Origin of the sequence: Cardinium endosymbiont of Nabis limbatus, assembly GCF_965196625.1 — a bacterium.
Lineage (GTDB): Bacteria > Bacteroidota > Bacteroidia > Cytophagales > Amoebophilaceae > Cardinium.
This window is the reverse complement of the sequence record NZ_OZ239769.1, coordinates 467,577-485,220: the sequence shown is the minus strand read 5'-3', so window position 1 is coordinate 485,220 and position 17,644 is coordinate 467,577. Positions and strand designations below refer to the sequence as shown.

At 40.0% G+C, this 17,644-nt stretch carries 22 protein-coding genes; 7 read left to right on the top strand and 15 right to left on the bottom strand.

Annotated features, from left to right (window positions below; translation table 11 throughout):
- The first annotated feature begins 28 nt into the window (after positions 1 to 28).
- From ACOALF_RS02265 to ACOALF_RS02255, 3 genes are read left to right on the top strand one after another with little or no spacing between them, the layout of a single operon-like run.
- Positions 29 to 262, top strand: a complete 234-nt coding sequence (locus tag ACOALF_RS02265; protein ID WP_419241816.1) for a hypothetical protein — start codon at positions 29 to 31, stop codon at positions 260 to 262.
- Positions 256 to 750, top strand: a complete 495-nt coding sequence (locus ACOALF_RS02260; protein WP_419241815.1) for a hypothetical protein — start codon at positions 256 to 258, stop codon at positions 748 to 750. The genes ACOALF_RS02265 and ACOALF_RS02260 overlap by 7 nt, the downstream gene beginning before the upstream one ends.
- Positions 751 to 760: 10 nt before the next feature.
- Positions 761 to 997 (top strand): PD-(D/E)XK nuclease domain-containing protein, encoded by a 237-nt coding sequence (locus ACOALF_RS02255; protein WP_419241814.1) that lies wholly within the window; start codon positions 761 to 763, stop codon positions 995 to 997.
- A gap of 6 nt (positions 998 to 1,003) precedes the next feature.
- Here ACOALF_RS02255 and sufB read toward each other — a convergent pair whose 3' ends face one another.
- The 15 genes from sufB to ACOALF_RS02180 all read right to left on the bottom strand — a co-directional run bounded on the left by sufB (position 1,004) and on the right by ACOALF_RS02180 (position 12,905).
- Positions 1,004 to 2,452: a Fe-S cluster assembly protein SufB gene (gene sufB / locus ACOALF_RS02250; RefSeq protein WP_419241813.1), complete on the bottom strand. Its 1,449-nt coding sequence runs from the start codon at positions 2,450 to 2,452 to the stop codon at positions 1,004 to 1,006.
- Between the two features lie 54 nt (positions 2,453 to 2,506).
- Complete coding sequence (gene rnc, locus ACOALF_RS02245) at positions 2,507 to 3,244, bottom strand: ribonuclease III (protein WP_419241812.1); 738 nt, start codon at positions 3,242 to 3,244, stop codon at positions 2,507 to 2,509.
- Positions 3,229 to 4,479: a beta-ketoacyl-ACP synthase II gene (gene fabF, locus ACOALF_RS02240; protein ID WP_419241811.1), complete on the bottom strand. Its 1,251-nt coding sequence runs from the start codon at positions 4,477 to 4,479 to the stop codon at positions 3,229 to 3,231. The genes rnc and fabF overlap by 16 nt, the downstream gene beginning before the upstream one ends.
- Positions 4,480 to 4,491: 12 nt before the next feature.
- Complete coding sequence (acpP, locus tag ACOALF_RS02235; RefSeq protein WP_419241810.1) at positions 4,492 to 4,746, bottom strand: acyl carrier protein; 255 nt, start codon at positions 4,744 to 4,746, stop codon at positions 4,492 to 4,494.
- Between the two features lie 110 nt (positions 4,747 to 4,856).
- Positions 4,857 to 5,216: a 30S ribosomal protein S16 gene (rpsP, locus tag ACOALF_RS02230; RefSeq protein ID WP_419241809.1), complete on the bottom strand. Its 360-nt coding sequence runs from the start codon at positions 5,214 to 5,216 to the stop codon at positions 4,857 to 4,859.
- Between the two features lie 74 nt (positions 5,217 to 5,290).
- Positions 5,291 to 5,560 carry a 50S ribosomal protein L27 gene (rpmA, locus tag ACOALF_RS02225; RefSeq protein WP_419241808.1) on the bottom strand — a complete coding sequence of 90 codons (270 nt, stop codon included), beginning with the start codon at positions 5,558 to 5,560 and terminating at the stop codon, positions 5,291 to 5,293.
- Positions 5,561 to 5,569: 9 nt separating this feature from the next.
- Positions 5,570 to 5,884: a 50S ribosomal protein L21 gene (gene rplU / locus ACOALF_RS02220; RefSeq protein ID WP_419241807.1), complete on the bottom strand. Its 315-nt coding sequence runs from the start codon at positions 5,882 to 5,884 to the stop codon at positions 5,570 to 5,572.
- A gap of 125 nt (positions 5,885 to 6,009) precedes the next feature.
- Positions 6,010 to 7,365, bottom strand: coding sequence for an acetyl-CoA carboxylase biotin carboxylase subunit (gene accC, locus ACOALF_RS02215; protein WP_419241806.1), 1,356 nt, complete (start codon positions 7,363 to 7,365; stop codon positions 6,010 to 6,012).
- A gap of 32 nt (positions 7,366 to 7,397) precedes the next feature.
- Positions 7,398 to 7,859 (bottom strand): acetyl-CoA carboxylase biotin carboxyl carrier protein, encoded by a 462-nt coding sequence (gene accB, locus ACOALF_RS02210; RefSeq protein WP_419241805.1) that lies wholly within the window; start codon positions 7,857 to 7,859, stop codon positions 7,398 to 7,400.
- Positions 7,860 to 7,861: 2 nt separating this feature from the next.
- Positions 7,862 to 8,437 carry an elongation factor P gene (efp, locus tag ACOALF_RS02205; RefSeq protein WP_419241804.1) on the bottom strand — a complete coding sequence of 192 codons (576 nt, stop codon included), beginning with the start codon at positions 8,435 to 8,437 and terminating at the stop codon, positions 7,862 to 7,864.
- Between the two features lie 63 nt (positions 8,438 to 8,500).
- Entirely contained in the window at positions 8,501 to 9,517 is a 1,017-nt protein-coding gene (locus ACOALF_RS02200) for a beta-ketoacyl-ACP synthase III (RefSeq protein WP_419241803.1), read from the bottom strand.
- Positions 9,518 to 9,520: 3 nt separating this feature from the next.
- Positions 9,521 to 9,712 (bottom strand): 50S ribosomal protein L32, encoded by a 192-nt coding sequence (gene rpmF, locus ACOALF_RS02195; protein ID WP_419241802.1) that lies wholly within the window; start codon positions 9,710 to 9,712, stop codon positions 9,521 to 9,523.
- 278 nt (positions 9,713 to 9,990) lie between these two features.
- Entirely contained in the window at positions 9,991 to 10,731 is a 741-nt protein-coding gene (locus tag ACOALF_RS02190) for a hypothetical protein (RefSeq protein WP_419241801.1), read from the bottom strand.
- A gap of 473 nt (positions 10,732 to 11,204) precedes the next feature.
- Positions 11,205 to 11,867, bottom strand: coding sequence for a hypothetical protein (locus tag ACOALF_RS02185; RefSeq protein ID WP_419241800.1), 663 nt, complete (start codon positions 11,865 to 11,867; stop codon positions 11,205 to 11,207).
- Positions 11,868 to 11,945: 78 nt separating this feature from the next.
- Entirely contained in the window at positions 11,946 to 12,905 is a 960-nt protein-coding gene (locus ACOALF_RS02180) for a hypothetical protein (RefSeq protein WP_419241799.1), read from the bottom strand.
- A 433-nt stretch (positions 12,906 to 13,338) separates the two neighbouring features.
- On the opposite strand from ACOALF_RS02180, the gene lnt reads away from it, so the two are divergent.
- From lnt to ACOALF_RS02160, 4 genes are all read left to right on the top strand, one after another.
- Positions 13,339 to 15,030 (top strand): apolipoprotein N-acyltransferase, encoded by a 1,692-nt coding sequence (gene lnt / locus ACOALF_RS02175; RefSeq protein WP_419241798.1) that lies wholly within the window; start codon positions 13,339 to 13,341, stop codon positions 15,028 to 15,030.
- Between the two features lie 105 nt (positions 15,031 to 15,135).
- Positions 15,136 to 15,330: a 30S ribosomal protein S21 gene (gene rpsU / locus ACOALF_RS02170; protein WP_419241797.1), complete on the top strand. Its 195-nt coding sequence runs from the start codon at positions 15,136 to 15,138 to the stop codon at positions 15,328 to 15,330.
- 43 nt (positions 15,331 to 15,373) lie between these two features.
- Positions 15,374 to 16,318 (top strand): tyrosine-type recombinase/integrase, encoded by a 945-nt coding sequence (locus ACOALF_RS02165; RefSeq protein ID WP_419241796.1) that lies wholly within the window; start codon positions 15,374 to 15,376, stop codon positions 16,316 to 16,318.
- Between the two features lie 54 nt (positions 16,319 to 16,372).
- Positions 16,373 to 17,587, top strand: coding sequence for an ABC transporter permease (locus ACOALF_RS02160; RefSeq protein ID WP_419241795.1), 1,215 nt, complete (start codon positions 16,373 to 16,375; stop codon positions 17,585 to 17,587).
- Positions 17,588 to 17,644 lie beyond the last annotated feature (57 nt).

The window sequence follows — 17,644 nt, the reverse complement described above, 5'->3', positions numbered from 1 at the left end:
AAATGGATATGAGTGGAAGAAATATCCAGTGATTAAACTAGACCATTCTAGATTAACCAATGACTCTGCAGAATTATTACAATTGTCTCTAGAAGAGACGCTTACAGAGGTGGCTTCAACATATGGGTTAACACTTAGAGGCCATTTGCTTAAAACAAAGCTTTCTAATTTGGTCGCAGATATGGCTAGCGGATGCCATGTTTGGCTATACGCAGCAAGAAATTGTAGCCATATTCTCAAAAAACTTAGCAGATATTGCTGAACAATGGTGCAAAAGAAAATAAAAAAATAACGGATTTAGAAGTTATGCGCCACATAGCAAGTTATTACAATGGATATAAGTTTTATGAAGATGGCGCAAGTGTATACAACCCATGTTCTACGCTAAAATTTTTAGAATCTGGTAAACTAGAAAACTACTGGTATGAGTCAGGTAGCCCTACCATACTCATTAACCAGATGTTGGCAGATCCTGATAGATTCGATCTGAATATAGATAACCTCCAAATAGAGGCTACTAGAGAAGATCTCATGTATACAGGGAGTAGGCGTGAGATTAGCTTAAAATCATTGATGTTTCAAACGGGCTATCTAACCATTCATGATTATGATGCATCTACTAGCCTATATACATTAAAGTTTCCTAATAAAGAGATAGCAGCCTCTTTTCAGAGGAGTATACAATACAGTTTAGAAAAGTGTGTAAAGGACTTTTTGTACAAGAGCGGGATGCGATTAGAAGTGCACTAGGTCATTAGAAATGGATGCTCAAAAGAGGTCTATTGTTTTAGAAGTAGAAAGTGCCATCTACATTATAGAAATCAAATATAAATCCGCCGGGAAAATAGCCTTAGCACAAATCAAAGCAAACGGGTATTATAAGCCTTACTTACTCAGGCAAAAAGCCATTATATTGCTAGGCATTAACTTCAATGAAGTAACCAGAATGATAGATGACTATGATTATGAAGTATATGAAGACCATTTAGAGGCGTAGCATGCCTTAGCCTACGCTACCTTCTAAGGTAAGTGCCAGTAGCTTTTGTGCCTCTACAGCAAACTCCATCGGCAACTGGTTGAGTACTTCTTTACAGTAGCCATTGACGATCAGAGCAATGGCGTTTTCATGGTCAATACCACGTTGGTTGCAATAAAAAAGTTGCTCTTCGCTAATTTTAGAGGTAGTTGCTTCATGGGCTACTTTCCCGGTTGGGTTTTTTACTTCTATATAAGGAAAGGTATGGGCACCACAGTTATTGCCCATCAATAAAGAGTCGCACTGAGAAAAATTAGTCGCATGTGCTGCGCCAGCTGAGAGCTTGACCAAGCCTCTATAGCTATTATTGGAGTGACCAGCTGCAATGCCCTTGGCTACAATTCGACTTTTCGTATTTTTACCTAGATGAATCATTTTTGTGCCCGTATCTGCTTGCTGTTTGTGCTTGGTTACGGCTACAGAGTAAAACTCACCTACCGAATGATCTCCCATTAAAATGCAACTAGGATACTTCCAAGTAATGGCTGAGCCTGTTTCTACTTGTGTCCAAGAAATTTTAGCATGTGCACCCGCACAAAGGCCGCGTTTGGTTACAAAATTATATACCCCGCCTACACCTTCTTCATTGCCTGGATACCAATTTTGTACAGTAGCATATTTTACATGGGCCTTTTTTTCAGCATAGATCTCTACTACGGCAGCATGTAGTTGGTGCTCATCCCGCATAGGGGCGGTGCATCCTTCTAAGTAGCTCACGTACGCATCTTCTTCTGCTACAATTAAGGTGCGTTCAAATTGACCAGTATTGGCCGCATTGATCCGAAAATAGGTGGAGAGTTCCATAGGGCAATGAACGCCTTTGGGAATGTAGCAAAAGGAACCATCACTAAATACAGCGGTATTGAGGGCCGCAAAGTAATTGTCGGTCATGGGGACTACTTTACCCAAGTATTTTTGAATCAAGTCTGGGTGTTTTTGAACCGCTTCACTAAAAGAACAAAAAATAATCCCTAACCTATTTAAGGTATCTTTAAAAGTAGTTGCAACAGAAACACTATCTAACACCACATCCATCGCTACACCGGTTAGTCTTTTTTGCTCCTCTAAGGAGATCCCTAAGCGCTTAAAGGTAGCCAAAAGGGCTGGATCAGCCTCTTCTAAACTGTTTAATTGTATTTTTTGTTTAGGGGCTGCATAATAAATAATGTTTTGGTAATCTATAGGTGGATAGGCCACCTTTGCCCAGATAGGCTCTTTTAATTTAGAGAGATGGTTAAAGGCCTGTAAGCGCCGCTTGAGCAACCAATCTGGTTCATTTTTTTTCTCAGCAATCAGACGAATGGTCGCCTCTGTTAAGCCCTTTGGAATGGCATCTACCGGGATATTGCTCTCAAAGCCATATGGGTAATCAGATGCATCAATAATATCTCGTATGTCTTTCCCTTCTCTTGCCATAATTTTTATAGATAAATGCGATCGTTTAGGAATAATGACCAAAAATGGCCGCTATTATTTTGCTTCTGTTTGTTCCGTATGGGCTAAAGCTTGCTGGGCAGCCATTTGTTCTGCACATTTTTTAGTTCTGCCTGTTCCTTCTCCCATAACTTTTTCATCCATAAGCACTTGAGCGGTAAATTCTTTATAGTGTTCATACTGTTTTTCCTCAAGAATCCTAAAGACTACTTGAAGGTGGTGTTTATGTGCCCATTGAATGATTCTACTCTTAAAATTGGTGTCATGTTCTATTAGCTCTTTGAGGCTTATATAATTGACGATAAGGCGATCAATAACAAATTTTTGACAGCGCTCATAACCATGATCTAAATAGACGGCGCCGATCAGTGCTTCTAATGCATTGCCATAAATAAATTTATGCCCACTTTTTCTTATAAGATTTGCATCGTAATGCAATAGCTTATCTAAATGAATCTTACGTGCCAATCCATTTAAGGAATCCCTATTAACCAACCTTGACCGTATGTCTGTTAAAAAACCTTCTTCTTTTAAAGGATATTTCTTAAAGAGGTAGTCTGCAACAATGGCAGATAATATAGCATCGCCTAGAAATTCTAGCCGTTCATTGGAGGTATGCCCTTCTTCTATAGAGCTATGCTGAAGGGCTACCTTATATAAGGCTAGGTTTAAAGGCACCATTCCAGTAACCGCTCTTACAAAAGAGACCAACTGTTGTGCAGCGGGGTCTTTCTTGCTAAAAAGGTAATAGAGTAAACTTAGGAATCTTCCCATTTTTTGAAGATTATAGAAACGTTATGTCCGCCAAAACCAAATGCATTATTTTGCGCAAATAAGATGGATCTTTTTTCTGCCTTGTTTAAAGTTAGATTGATCTGTGGATCAATGGATTCATCTAATACGTTATGGTTAATGGTTGGAGGTACTACTTGATGCAACAATGCTAAAACAGTGGCAATAGACTCTATGGCGCCGGCCGCACCCAGTAAGTGGCCGGTCATTGACTTGGTGGAGCTAATGTTGAGCTTATAGGCGTGGGCACCAAATACATGCTGAATGGCTTGTATCTCATTAAGATCCCCCAATGGGGTGCTGGTTCCATGGGCATTAATGTAGTCTATACAGTCTGGTGAAAGGCGAGCGCTGGTTAATGCACGTTGCAATGCTAAAATTACGCCTCCCATATCTGGTGCGGTAATGTGATAGGCATCTGCAGACATCCCTACACCGACTACCTCGGCGTAAATTTTAGCTTTTCTTTTTTTTGCATGCGCGTAAGACTCAAGGATTAAAGCACCTGCCCCCTCTCCCATCACAAAACCATCTCTTGTCTTATCAAAGGGACGTGAAGCGGTTAAGTAATCTTCATTGCGTGTAGAAAGTGCCTTTAATGCATTGAACCCAGCCATGCCGATTTGAATAATAGGCGCTTCTGAGCCACCTGCTACGATTACATCTGCATCCCCTAATTTAATCAATTGAAAAGCAGTTACTATGGCGTTTACTGCAGAGGCACATGCAGCTACTGTAGCAAAGTTGGGCCCTTTAAAGCCATACTTAATGGATAGGTGACCAGAAGGAATATCTGGTATAATCTTGGGAATAAAAAAGGGATTGATTTTGGGATCCATACCATTGGCAGCAAACTCTAAAACGGTTGCTTCTGTAGTACCTAACCCGCCTATGCCAGAACCCCATACGACGCCTACACGTTCCTTATCTACTAAAGGGGTGATTAACTCGGCATTTTGTATCGCTTCATCCCCAGCTGCCATGGCATACTGGGCAAATGGATCCATCCGTCTAACATCTTTTGCATCAAGGTAGTTATGTGGATCATAGTCTTTTAAGGTACAAGCAAACTTAGTTTTATGTTTTGCAGTATCAAATTTCGTAATGGGTGCTGCACCACTTTGACCGGAAAGCAGACCATCCCAGTATGCCGCAACATTATTGCCAATGGGCGTAAGAGCGCCTAGTCCTGTAATAACTACTCTTGTGGGTAACATACAAAAGGTACACTAAGCCTTACGCTGTGCCAAGGCCTCTTCTAAATAATCTACTACACTACCCACGGTTTGTAAATGGGTAGCTTCATTATCTTTAATGTAGACATCAAATGCTTTCTCAAGCTCCATAACCAATTCAACTTGGTCTAGCGAATCGGCGCCTAGGCTATTTGCAAAATGGGCCGTGGGTAAAACCTCTTGAGCTGAAACATTTAGTTTATCAACAACAATGGCTACTACCTTAGCCATAATATCTTCCCTATTCATTTAATTAATTATTTTATTATAGTTTGATCTTAATGAGTTGAATTATAAACGTACAGCGCCACTACTAAACATCTAAGCAAAATACATCAAGGAAGATTTAAAGTAATGCGCTAATGGCGATGAGCAGCTGTTTTTTTGACCCGCTCTGCTTTCCAACTAGCCAATTTTTCATTTGCTTGTGCTTGGGTAATAGCGCCCTTTATAACACCTAGCTGAAGATGTTTTTTAAGCATTACACCTTGCTTAGATAAAAGGTTTTTAACCGTATCAGTGGGCTGTGCGCCCTGAAAAAGCCACTTTAATGCACTTGCCTCATTAAGTTTAACGGTTGCAGGGGCTGTGTTGGGATTATAGTTCCCAATTTTTTCTATAAAACGGCCATCTCGTGGCGACCGTGCATCAGCTACAACGATGTCGTACTCTGCTAGATGTCTTCTGCCACATCTAGCTAATCTTATTTTTACAGCCATAGTATTACCTTTCTAGCAAATCTCGTTTGCAAATAGTGAATAGATTATTTTTTTGGTGATTAGCGGAGCCAGTGTTAAGCAGCAGTAGACTGAACAGCATCTACCGAAACAATAGCGCGCATATCTTTTCTTCTTTTAAAGACCACTACGCCATTGGCTGTGGCAAATAAAGTATGGTCCCTACCTAAGCCCACATTTTTGCCAGGATAATAACGGGTACCCCTTTGCCTGACAATGATGTGACCAGCTATTACCGCTTCTCCACCATATTTTTTTATACCGAGCCGCTTACTTTCTGAATCTCTTCCGTTACGGGAGCTACCGGCCCCCTTCTTATGTGCCATGTTATTATATTAGTTTATAATATCTTCAATAAGAATACGCGTGTGATCTTGACGATGGCCGCGCTTTACCTTGTATCCATTGCGTCTTTTTTTCTTAAAAACGATAATTTTATCTGCTTTGGTATGCTCCAATACCTTGGCTTTAACCGCTACCCCATTTAAGATAGGCGCACCAACGGCTACCTTCCCTGCTTCATCATCTAAAAGTAAAACTTTATCAAAAGTGAGCAAAGCACCCACTTCACTTTGCAACTTAGGGGTGTAGAGCCACTGCTCTTTGGAAACTTTAAACTGCTTCCCAGCTATTTCTACAATTGCATACATATATTTATATAAGCTAAAGAATAATAATCCTTCCTAAGGTTAGGAGGGATAAACCTTAACAAACTTAAGCTTTTTTCTATGAAATAAAAAAAATGGCCAGCTGATATTATTTTTTATGCTGTTTTTTATTCTATTTGTTTAAGTAGTGAAAAGTCAAAGTGATCTAAGTATTGTGTGGTAAAGTGACCGTTTTGAAAGGCTGCATCTTCTACCAAGGCACGATGAAAGGGTATATTGGTTTGAATACCCTCTATTACAAATTCTTCTAATGCGCACCTCATTTTGGCAATGGCATCGGTTCTAGTGTCTGCATGGACAATAAGTTTTGCAATCATAGAGTCATAGTGCGCAGGGACTACATAACCGGCATAGATATGGCTTGCAATGGTTATGCCGATTCCGCCGGGAAAATGTACATGGTTAATTTTTCCAGGGGAAGGGCGAAAGTCATGAAAAGGATCTTCTGCATTAATACGAACCTCTATGGCGTGACCTGCTGGATATAAATTGGGCAGGTCTAGTGGTTTCCCAGCGGCTATTTCAATTTGGCTCCTTAGGAGGTTAAAACCAGTAACCGCTTCTGTAACGAGGTATTCTACTTGAATACGGGTATTCATCTCCATAAAGTAGAAGTTTTGGTGTTTATCCACTAGAAACTCCATGGTGCCAACCCCTTCATACCCTATGGCAGAAACCCCTTTTATAGCTGCTTCTGTTATTTTTGCCCGTAGAGCTTCTGTGACAAAGGGAGAGGGAGACTCCTCCACCAATTTTTGGTGTCTGCGCTGAATGGAACAGTCTCGCTCAGATAGATGAATGACTTTGCCATATTGATCTGCTATGATTTGTATTTCAATGTGGCGGGGCTCTTCTATATACTTTTCTAAGTAAAGGCCCTCTTTACCAAAAGAGGCAATGGCTTCTTGACGGGCCTCTATCCATTTTTGATGGAATGCTTCTGGCGCATCTACCAATTTGATGCCTTTCCCGCCACCACCTGCAGTTGCTTTCAGCAATACAGGAAAGCCTATTTCGTGGGCCAATCGGATGCCTTCTTCGACCGATGTGAGGAGCCCATTCGAACCGGGTACAGTGGGTACACCAGCAGCCTGCATGGTTGCTTTTGCCATAGACTTATCACCCATTTTGCCAATGGCAGCAGCGGAAGGGCCGATAAACTTAATACCATATTCTGCACAAATGCTTGCGAAGCTAGCATTTTCAGATAAAAATCCGTAGCCTGGATGAATGGCATGGGCATTGGTTACTTCGGCAGCAGCAATGATGGATGGAATAGAAAGGTAAGACAAATGGCTTGAAGGTGGGCCGATACAGACTGCTTCATCTGCAAAACGAACATGGAGGCTGTCTTTATCTGCGGTAGAATGCACTGCAACGGTTTTAATGCCCATTTCTTTGCAAACCCGAATGATGCTTAAAGCAATTTCTCCACGATTGGCAATCAATATTTTTTGAAACATAGTAGATCAAACTGGAAAGATGGATGTAAGGTTTATCCGGTAACTGGGTCTACTACAAAAAGTGGTTGGTCATATTCGATAGGAGAGACATCATCAACCAAGATTTGAACGATTTTTCCAGTAACTTCTGACTCTATTTCATTATAGAGCTTCATAGCTTCTATAATACAAAGCTTGGTGCCTTTTACAATGGCATCTCCTTCTTTTACAAAGGGGGCTTCTGTAGGGCTAGGTGACCGGTAAAAGGTACCAATCATGGGGGATTTAATCGTTACATAATTGGTTTCAAGTCCATCTGCTTTGGCTGCTGGAAGGGAAGCTGCTTGAGCCGTCTGTGCAGATGCCAGTGTGTTGGGGGGAAGTGATGGGATATGCCCGGCCATAGGTATGCTTCTTTTTACATGGATTTTAATGGCTTCCGTCTCAATATGGACTTCTTCTAACCCTGACTTGGTAATAAAGTCAATGAGCTCCTGAATTTCTTTGGTTTTCATATTTACTTTTTCTGCTCGTTTACACGCTCCATATAGATACCCGTACGAGTATCTATCTTTATAAGATCTTCATTATTAATAAACAAAGGAACTCTAACCTCTACGCCTGTTTCTAGCGTAGCGGGCTTTAGGGTTTTCGTGGCGGTATCACCTTTAAGGCCCGGTTCTGTGTAGGTAATCCGCAATAGCACAGATGGGGGTAACTCACATTTTAATACCCTATTTTCATCATCGTGGTAAACGATTTCTACCTGTTGGCCTTCTTTTAAGAATTGGGGGGTAAAGATCAGTGATGGCTCAATAGTGAGTTGTTCAAAGGTTTCGGTATGCATAAAAGTGTAGCCTGCACTATCCTTATAAAGAAACTGGTAAGGCCTACGTTCAATGCGTGCGATATGGATTTTTACACCTGCATTAAAGGTATGGTCGATTTGCCTTTCTTTGGTTAAACTTTTTAATTTGGTTCTAACAAAGGCTGCGCCTTTTCCTGGCTTGACATGTTGAAATTCCACAACGCTATAAATATCATTGTTCAATACAATGCAAAGGCCATTTTTAATATCACTTGTATTTGCCATACTATCTTGTTTTTAAGCTCATTGCTGCCATTTAAAGACATAACCCCTTGTCTTTATATAGTTTTACATAGGTTTACAACTATTATACCCCCAGATCATATACATAGCGCCCCAAGTAAAGCCCCCGCCAAAAACGGTTACAATTAACTTATCACCTTTTTTGAGTTTTTGCTCGTAGTCCCACAAACAAAGTGGAATGGTTGCAGCTGTTGTATTGCCATACTTATTGATGTTCAGCATAACTTTTTCCATAGGCATGGCCACACGTTCGGCTACAAGCTTTAAGATGCGTCTATTGGCTTGATGGGGCACTAGGTAGGCAATATCTGATGCAGTAAGCTGGTTACCAGCCATAATTTCCATGACTACTTCTGACATAGCGGTAACAGCTGCCTTAAATACATTTTGGCCATCTTGCTGAATGTAATGTGCCCGATCATCTACCGTTGCATGGGAAGCAGGCAGCTTACTGCCTCCTGCTTTTTGGTAGAGCAAGTTTTGCCCTGCTCCATCTGCTTTGCAGATGGTATCTATAATGCCGCAGCCACTATCTAGCTCATCGGCTGTTACCAGCACGGCACCTGCACCATCTCCAAAAAGTATACAGGTAGCCCTATCGGTATAATCGGTAATAGACGACATCTTATCCGCGCCTACCACAATCACTTTTTTGGCTCTACCTGAAGCAATAAACTGAGCTGCGGTATCTAGCCCATAAAGAAACCCCGAACAAGCAGCTTGTAGGTCATAGCTAAAAGCGCGGGTCGCTCCCACTGCATGGGCAATGATGTTAGCGGTAGCGGGAGTGATTCTGTCTGGGGTAATGGTTGCACATATCAACAAATCTATCGCAGCAGGATCGGTAGCTGTTTTTTGCAACAAATCCTTAACGGCTTCTATCGCCATAAAAGAGGTACCTACCCCTTCTTCTTTTAGGATGCGTCTCTCTTGAATACCGGTTCTCGTGGTGATCCATGCATCGTTGGTATCTACCATCTGCTCTAATGCATGGTTGGTCAGCACATAGTCTGGCACATAGCCAGCTACACCTGCAATGGAGGCACGTTTGATGCGTTTCATCTATTATTGAGTACCTGCTCTATGCATGACTACTTTACCTTTGTAATACATTTTATCTTCATGCCAAAATGCACGGTGCGGCGTATGCATTACACCCGTAACGGGGCAAACCACCAGCGCAGGCATGGCAAGCTTAACATGCGTTCTTCTTTTATCTCTTCTAGAAGCAGAGGATCTTTTCTTTGGATGTGCCATCTTTCTATTGTTTAGTTAAAAGCTACGATCAGGCATATTGTGCCTTATTGAATTTATCCCTTTTATGGGGTAGCAAGCAACCAAATTTACAAATAATTTTACCAGGTAGAAAATTATTTTGCGAATGGAAGGCCGAAAAAAACATAAGTGATTCGTTTTTGTACAATGGCTGGTCTGGCTTAATCTTTTGTTTGGTTTATGGGCTGCCCTAACTTTTTAAGAGGGGGCTATTACATAGTTGTAGATAGGCCTGCTAAATTACTAAGGAAATTTATAGATTACGTACTGCTTTTCTTATCGCTCTTTTTCTTAGGATTTTCAGTTCCTGAACTAGATTTTTTTTTAAAAAGATTGGTAAATTTAAATCTTTTTTTCTTACCCTCAGTTGGACTTTGAGCACTTGCATCAAGAGCTAATTGAACAGCACCATTACTATTTACTTGGTCAGATGATGGTGGAATAGACGGACCCATTGCTTCTCCTTCGTTCTCTTCCTTTTCCTCTTCCTCATCATCTTCTTCTTCCTTGTTTTTGTCTTCGCTCTCTTGTGGCTGCTTGGTATCTAGATCTATTTTTTCAGTTTGATTAGGCTGATTGTCTAAATCGCTGTTCGGAATAGGAGCTGTCTCCGACTCATTGTTGTCATTTGTGTTGTCGTATTCTGTATCATCAACCTCTAGATTAACGTCCTCATGTGGGTTTGGGGTGTAATGCGTTTCTGTTTCATCACAGTTATTGGCATGCAATACATCAGTACCCCCATCTATTGATTTTATATCAGAAGAAGATTCATGATTATGATTAGGGTCATTAGGATCATTATGGTCTATATCTCTTTTATCTTTTCCATCCCTTTGAGAGCGTGAGAGGGAGTGTTTTTCTTTTTCATCGTCTTTGTGACCTCTATTTGCTAAAGCAGCATTTTTAGTCATAGGGTCTTTTGGTGTTGTACGCTCTTTCTTACTAAGAATAATTTTTTCTTTTTTTCTTTTTAGAGTGCGGTTTAACCGGAAGATCATCAAAATTACAACTTTGAAACGAAACGTTTATTAAACATATAGCACTAAGCTTTAGAATAGATCTACCTATTTTCATTTTTTTGTTTTTTAGATATGTTGGATTGCATGCTGGTGCTTTTTACACGCATAAGTCATCTGTAGCCAGGGTCTGCCTTCGTGTGACCCTCTTATCATTTTAGATGAATGGTTCACTTTTGTTGCTAGGTACCATTAATTTTAGACTGAATTTCTGTGCTTAAAGCACTATATCTTTAATGGTAAATAAAAAACAGGATTGTTGCAATTTTTTTGTGCAGGATTGTGTTTATATCCACTGACTTGAACAGGCAATGGCATCAACTTAAGTAAAATCTAGTCTAGCACAGAGATACAAATGGATGGTTCGTATACGCCAGCGGCCATTAGCGCTTTCACCTGACGCAATGGGAACAATCGTTTGTTAAATTTTTTTATTTGATAGTCAATAAAATATACTAATTAAACAGATTCTGATATTTCTTTGTTAAATTTTCAATGTAAGCTTGCTTGCTTTTGAGTGCTTTGTTAACCTCTTCAAGGTCATTTTTTACATTTTCTAGGTGGATTTCTATCTCTTCTTTAGATTGTATTTGCGCTATTTCTATAGGTGTAAGGCCTGCCTTCTTCAAATAAGAAGATAACCTAGTATACCAATATATGCGAATGTGACGTCTGCCAATCGTTCTAAAAACCATTTTATGGTCATTGCAAATTTGTATTGCGTCATCAAGATTTTTTATCTTATCGTTAATGCATTCTCTTTCCTTGTAAATTTCTCTTATAGCATCAACACTATTTTTTACTTCTTTGTCTATCTTGTTCTCTTCGTCTTCTTTTTTGCTTTCCTTTTCAGAACCTTGGGTAGGCTTTTTATTTTCGTTTGTTTCCTTATTTCGTTTAGGATCCTTATCTAAACTTTTTTCGCTACCTTTCAGTCGTTTTTCATCCTTAATTTCCTGACTTACTTTGGTAGAAGTAGGCTTTGTTTGGTCTTCACTAGAAGGGGTTAGCGGAGTATGCTTCTTCAACGGCTTTGTACGCTTAGAGGGACAACCTGTACTGACCACAAATATTAAACATATAAAACCAAGTTTAGGAATAGCTATTTGTATATTCATTTTTTATTATATATTGGGTTAATATTTGATTATTTTTGGCTATGTTAAGTTGGGGCTGGTCTATAGGGGTTCCAGTAATTAATGCTTTTTTTTACGAATTTTGCTTTTTATAAACTTGCCAAAGCCACCGTATTTCTTCGTGCCGTGCGCCAATCTTTCTCGACAACTTGCCGTGTCTTTGTTATACACTTTATCCTCACTCCGATCTATATTTGAATTGTTACCTGGTAGGTTCTCTACTGACCTTATGCTAGACTGTGCATTATTTGTTTCCTTTTTGTTTAGTACACTACTTGTTGGTATGTCACTAGCTTGCTTAATATCTTTAGATTCTGTAGTAGGGTTAGAATTTTGATTGGTATTTGGCGGGGTATTTACTGGTTGATTGTTAAGATTTTGATTGCTAGTTTTATTGTTATTAAGGGTTTTACTTCGTAAGTCAGTTACTGATTTAGAAGCAAGGGAACTACCCGGTATAGGGCTATTTTTGGCAGCAAAAGTAAAAGAACTCGATCTAGTGCGGCCAGGATTTACTACATTGCTTAAATTTTTGTTAACTGGTGCAGCCAATGATGTAGGTTGACTACCATTACTTTGTTTAAGATTGTTATCCTGACTTATCTTTTCGTTGTTTTCCGTTTCTCTTTCTGTCTCCGCATCGCTGCTAGATGACTTAGTATCCGAGTTAACCTCGTTATTAGCAGCACCCTTATCGTTAGTATCCTTAAGCGCTTCATTTTTTGACTGATCTTTATCATTTTGATTCTGATTCTCCTCTTGAGTAAGGTCAGTTGTTTCTGTTTCTCCTTTTTCTTCTGTTTCTGTTGCTGCATCTTTTGAATTACTAGAAAAACTGTTGTTTTGAGGAGGATCTGTTGTAGGAAAAGACTGCTTATTGCTATCATCCCCTGTTCTCCCTTTTGAAGGGCTCTGCGAAGTCAGATCCTTATTCTTGTCTTGCGAAGTGCACTTAAGTGCATTTAACATAAGCATTAAAAACACGAAACCAAGTTTTGGAATGGGTATTTGTATCTTCATTTTTTGTATGGGTTAAGCTAAATGTACTGAGTAATTTTACTACCCCTAGGGAAGGGGTAGTCTATAGGATTCCCAGTAGTGTCATGCGCTTACATCTTAATAAATAGCTTGATGATTGTTGCTAGTAATGGTCAACCTAGAATGACCTTCTTCGGTGAAGATATCATCTAGCAATGCTACGTAAAAAATAAGACGCTTGCAATTTTTATACAGAAATTCTGTTATAAATGATTTTTCTATATGCTTCCGTTACAGGAAACCGGTTCAACCGGTTTTTTCTTATTAAGTTTCTTGCCTTTTTTGTAAATTAGCGGCATTCTATCTTTTTTTAGGTATGCTATTTGTCAACAAACAAACGGAAGACCGGAAGATAGAACATCGTTATGCTCAAGGATTTGGAAAATCGTGACCAACAAATTTTTTAATAAAATTTATGCCGTATCATCTGGTTACTACTCAATCTGCTTTATGGGTAAACCGTATGGTTGAAAAACTTAGACTTCAACCATTTTCTAGCTATTATGTACTACTTTTAGTAGCCTTAAGCAGCAGTTTTTTTTACCTATCTTGGTGCTCTTTTTGGTTGGGTGGTTTGTTATGCGTGGCGATTGTGCCTATGTTGGCTATCATTAAACTGCTGACCATAGCGCCTAAAAAAAAAATCTTTTGCCTGGCCTCTATTGCTTTAACCCTATTGCTTTGGAATACGCTAACCATTTGGTGGATTTATAAAGTTGCTTTTGAAGGTTTGATTTTTGTGCTGGTTTATAATACTTTTTGCCTTTCATTGCCTTGGTTTTTATATTACTACATCCGGAAATGGGGCGGCCTTTACCTGGGCTATCTGGGCTTGGTAACCAGTTGGCTAACCTTAGAGCATGCCCATCTCTCCTGGGCATATTGGGAGCTTACTTTTCCTTGGCTAAACTTAGGGAATGGATTGGCTGCACTACCCCAATGGATTCAATGGTACGAATATACCGGTATACTCGGCGGATCCCTTTGGATTTTGATTATAAATATCCTGCTCTATCACTTGCTCTTTGAAAAAGCCAGTCCCTGCTTATGGGCTAGGTGGTGCTGCGCGTTGCTGTGTCCTATAGCCATCAGCTTAATACGCTATTACACTTATAAAGAAAAAGGAATGAATGTAGAGGCAGTGGTGGTCCAACCCAACTTTGATAGTTATACCGAAAAAGAGTATGGGTCTCCAACCTTTGTCCCCTATCCGCGTCAAATAGATCGGTTATTGGCCCTTTCTAAGCAGCAGCTTACACCAGCCACTGCTTTAGTCGTTTGGCCTGAATCGGCTATTGGTAACTACTTACAAGAAACATCGATCCATGCCGATCGATCAATGCAGCCTATATTCCACTTTCTAGAAATCTATCCTGCTGTAAACCTTGTAACCGGTTGTGTTTCCTATTGTGCGTATGGCCCAATGAAAGCTACCAAAACTGCTCGAATGATTAGAAGGAACTATGTTGACAATTTCAATAGTGTTTTATACCTGAGAGGTAGGCAGAAAATGGATATATACCACAAGGTAAAACTATTGCCAGGTGGAGAATTTATCCCTTACTTTGATCTTTTACCAGACAAAGTATTGGATTGGGTAAAACAAAGATTCCTCGATATTGGGGGTATAGATCCTTTTTTTGGCAAAGGCAATGGCGCTAAGGTTTTTGAAATAGATGGCCAGATCAAAGTTGCACCCATTATTTGTTATGAATTGCTATATGGTGCTTTTGTAGGTAGTAGTGTTCAAAAAGGAGCCAATCTTTTTGCGGTGGCAACCAATGATGGTTGGTGGGGCAATACGCCTATATACCATCAGTTTTTTCAATATAGTCGCTTAATAGCCATTGCACATCGAAGGAGTGTGGTGCGTGCAGCCAATACCGGTATATCTGGATTTATCAACCAGCGTGGAGCGGCAATAGCCACTACCAACCGGCTAGAAGTTGCTGCTATGCGGGGAATAGTACATACCAATAACCAAATGACCTTTTATAGCCTATATGGTGATTATATCGGCCATATTGCTTCATGGACTTGTTTGCTGTTATGGTGTATGGTCTGCATCATGCGATGGCAGCGAAAAAAGATGCAGCTTCTTGCTTAAACCAAATATTTTATTGAGGGCACCTTGTGCATGCTCTATTTTTAGAGTAGATTTGTAATAAGTAGCTATACAGTAACCATTTTAATATAAATTTTAAAGAAGTCTATGATTGTTGTAGAAGTAAAAGACAACGAAGGGTTAGATAGAGCGCTAAAAAGATTTAAAAAGAAAGTCGAGCGTGTGGGGGTATTAAAACAAGCCAGGCAGCGCATGGCTTATACCAAGCCAACTGTAAGCAGAAAAGCGCAAAAGCTAAAGGCGATGTATAAATACCGGATGCTATATGGCAACAATGGGTAACGCTTTTATATGCTGCTTTTTTTGATAAAACAGTACAATGTAAATGCTTTTTACCAACCCAAAGGCAAGTGCTATAAGTTTTATGGACAATCAATCCTTTCTTTCCCTTTTTGAGGACTATTTAACTTCAGAAAAAAGAGCCAGTTGCCATACCATTGTAGCATACAAAACCGACTTGAATCAATTTTTTAGGTATTTATCTGGTCTAACGCCTCAAAAGGTGGTTACAGAGGTGGGTGCGCAAGAGCTGCGTGGTTGGGTGGTCTCTTTAGCTAAAGAAGCGCTTGCCCATCGCTCCATCAATAGAAAGATGGCTGCGTTGCGTAGTTTTTATGCTTTTTTGGAAAAAAAAGCGTTTAGGGTTGGTCGTCCGACAGATGCACTTAAAAGTTTAAAAGGAAAAAAAAGGTTGCCTATCTTTTTTCAAGAAAAAGAGCTTTTGTCTTGCTTAGATGAATATCTATTTCCGGTTGGCTTTTCTGGGTTACGTGATCAATTAATTTTAGAGCTCTTATATGGAACAGGCATGCGCCTGGCTGAGCTTATAGCCCTTGGCCAAAGGGATGTTAACCTTGCAGATGGAACCGTTCAAGTGGTAGGCAAGCGGAATAAAGCCCGTATGATTCCTTTCCCACCTCCATTGAGGCAATTAATAGCTGCTTATTTGGTTGAAAAAGAAAAGTTAGGGTATTATCCTACCCCACAACTCATCGTAACCGACGCTGGTAAACCTGTTTATCCCATGTTTATATATCGAGTCGTCAAGAAGTATTTGGTGGCCACTACACGTGCCAGCCAACATAGCCCTCATATATTGCGCCATACCTTTGCCACCCATTTGTTAGATAGAGGCGCTGACTTGCAGGCTATTAAAGCATTATTGGGCCATGCCAGTTTAGCCGCTACTCAAGTCTATACCCATAATTCTTTAACCAGATTAAAAGAAGTCTTTCAAAAAGCCCATCCTAGAGCAGAAGAAGGATTATAAAATTTATATATTAAATTTAACCAGCTGTTTTTGTTACTAGATTGTAAAAGGCTTATGCGCATTGTACATGCTTTCAGAGAGGCCTATCAGAGCCTTAAAACCCATATGTATCGCACCCTTTCTATGGGGTTTGGTGTGTCGTGGGCTATTTTTGTCCTGGTATTGCTATTGGGCATCAGCAATGGCTTTCGCAATGGTGTTGCTGAATCATTTGCAAAATATGGCGTAAAAACCATGATTATTTGGGGAGGTAGCAGTGCTGGAAAACATTGCGCTATTCCACTAGAAATGGCTTCCAACTTATCTCAACCATTTCATGCTATTCAATATATTAGTCCTATGTTAGGGCGTAATAGTCCTGTAAAATATGCAACAAACCAGGTTGCTGCATCGGTTTTAGGATGTGATGCTTGCTATCCTGTATTGGCCAATTTATCCATACAAGAAGGTCGTTTCTTTACACCGCGTGATGCAGCAGTAGGCAATAAGGTTTGCGTGATGGGCATATCTGTTAAAGAAAAATTATTTGGCGCAGCCTCTCCTATTGGGCAATATATTTTTTTGAAAGGGGTTGGCCTGCAAGTAGTGGGTGTGTTAGATCCGTTGGATGCAAGTCTCTATGGTGAGGATAATCGTATACTGATTACAAATAGTTTATTTAAAACATTGTTCCCTAAGTGTAGCCATGAGGTAGGATCTATTCGACTCACACTGGTGCCAACGGCTCGTGCAGAAATGGTGGAAGCACAATTGCGTGGTTATCTAGCGCGCCATTTAAATGTTGATGTGAATGATAGACAAGCCATTCATCTATGGAGTATGGCCAAACATACTGATAAATTTGATAAGTTCTTTAAAAATATAGCCATCTTTAATGCGATTATAGGTATTTGTTTGCTGATAACAGGTATTGTAGCTATTAGTAATATGATGCTCGTGGCCATTCAAGAAAGACGACAAGAGATAGCTATTCGAAAGGTATTAGGCGGCCGCTCTATAGAAATTGTGGCGATGATTTTGGCTGAAGTAGTTATGGTAACCCTTGTAGCCGGTATCATTGGCTTTATAGTAGGCTTTGCGTTGATGCAGTTGCTCAATAGATGGGTTGTTCCATTATGCAAAGCCTATTACTTATCTCCTTTAACCTGCCCTCCTTCGTTTATATTTGGTGGGCTGGGATTAATCGCTTTAACCAGCTGTTTGGCTGGTATGTTACCGGCTATACGGGCGCTGCGCATCAAGCCTGTGGAGGCATTGGGTAGTAAGTAATAGAAGCGGATTGATTTGTTTTGTATCATGTGGCCCATAGGCTAGATAAAACCTATT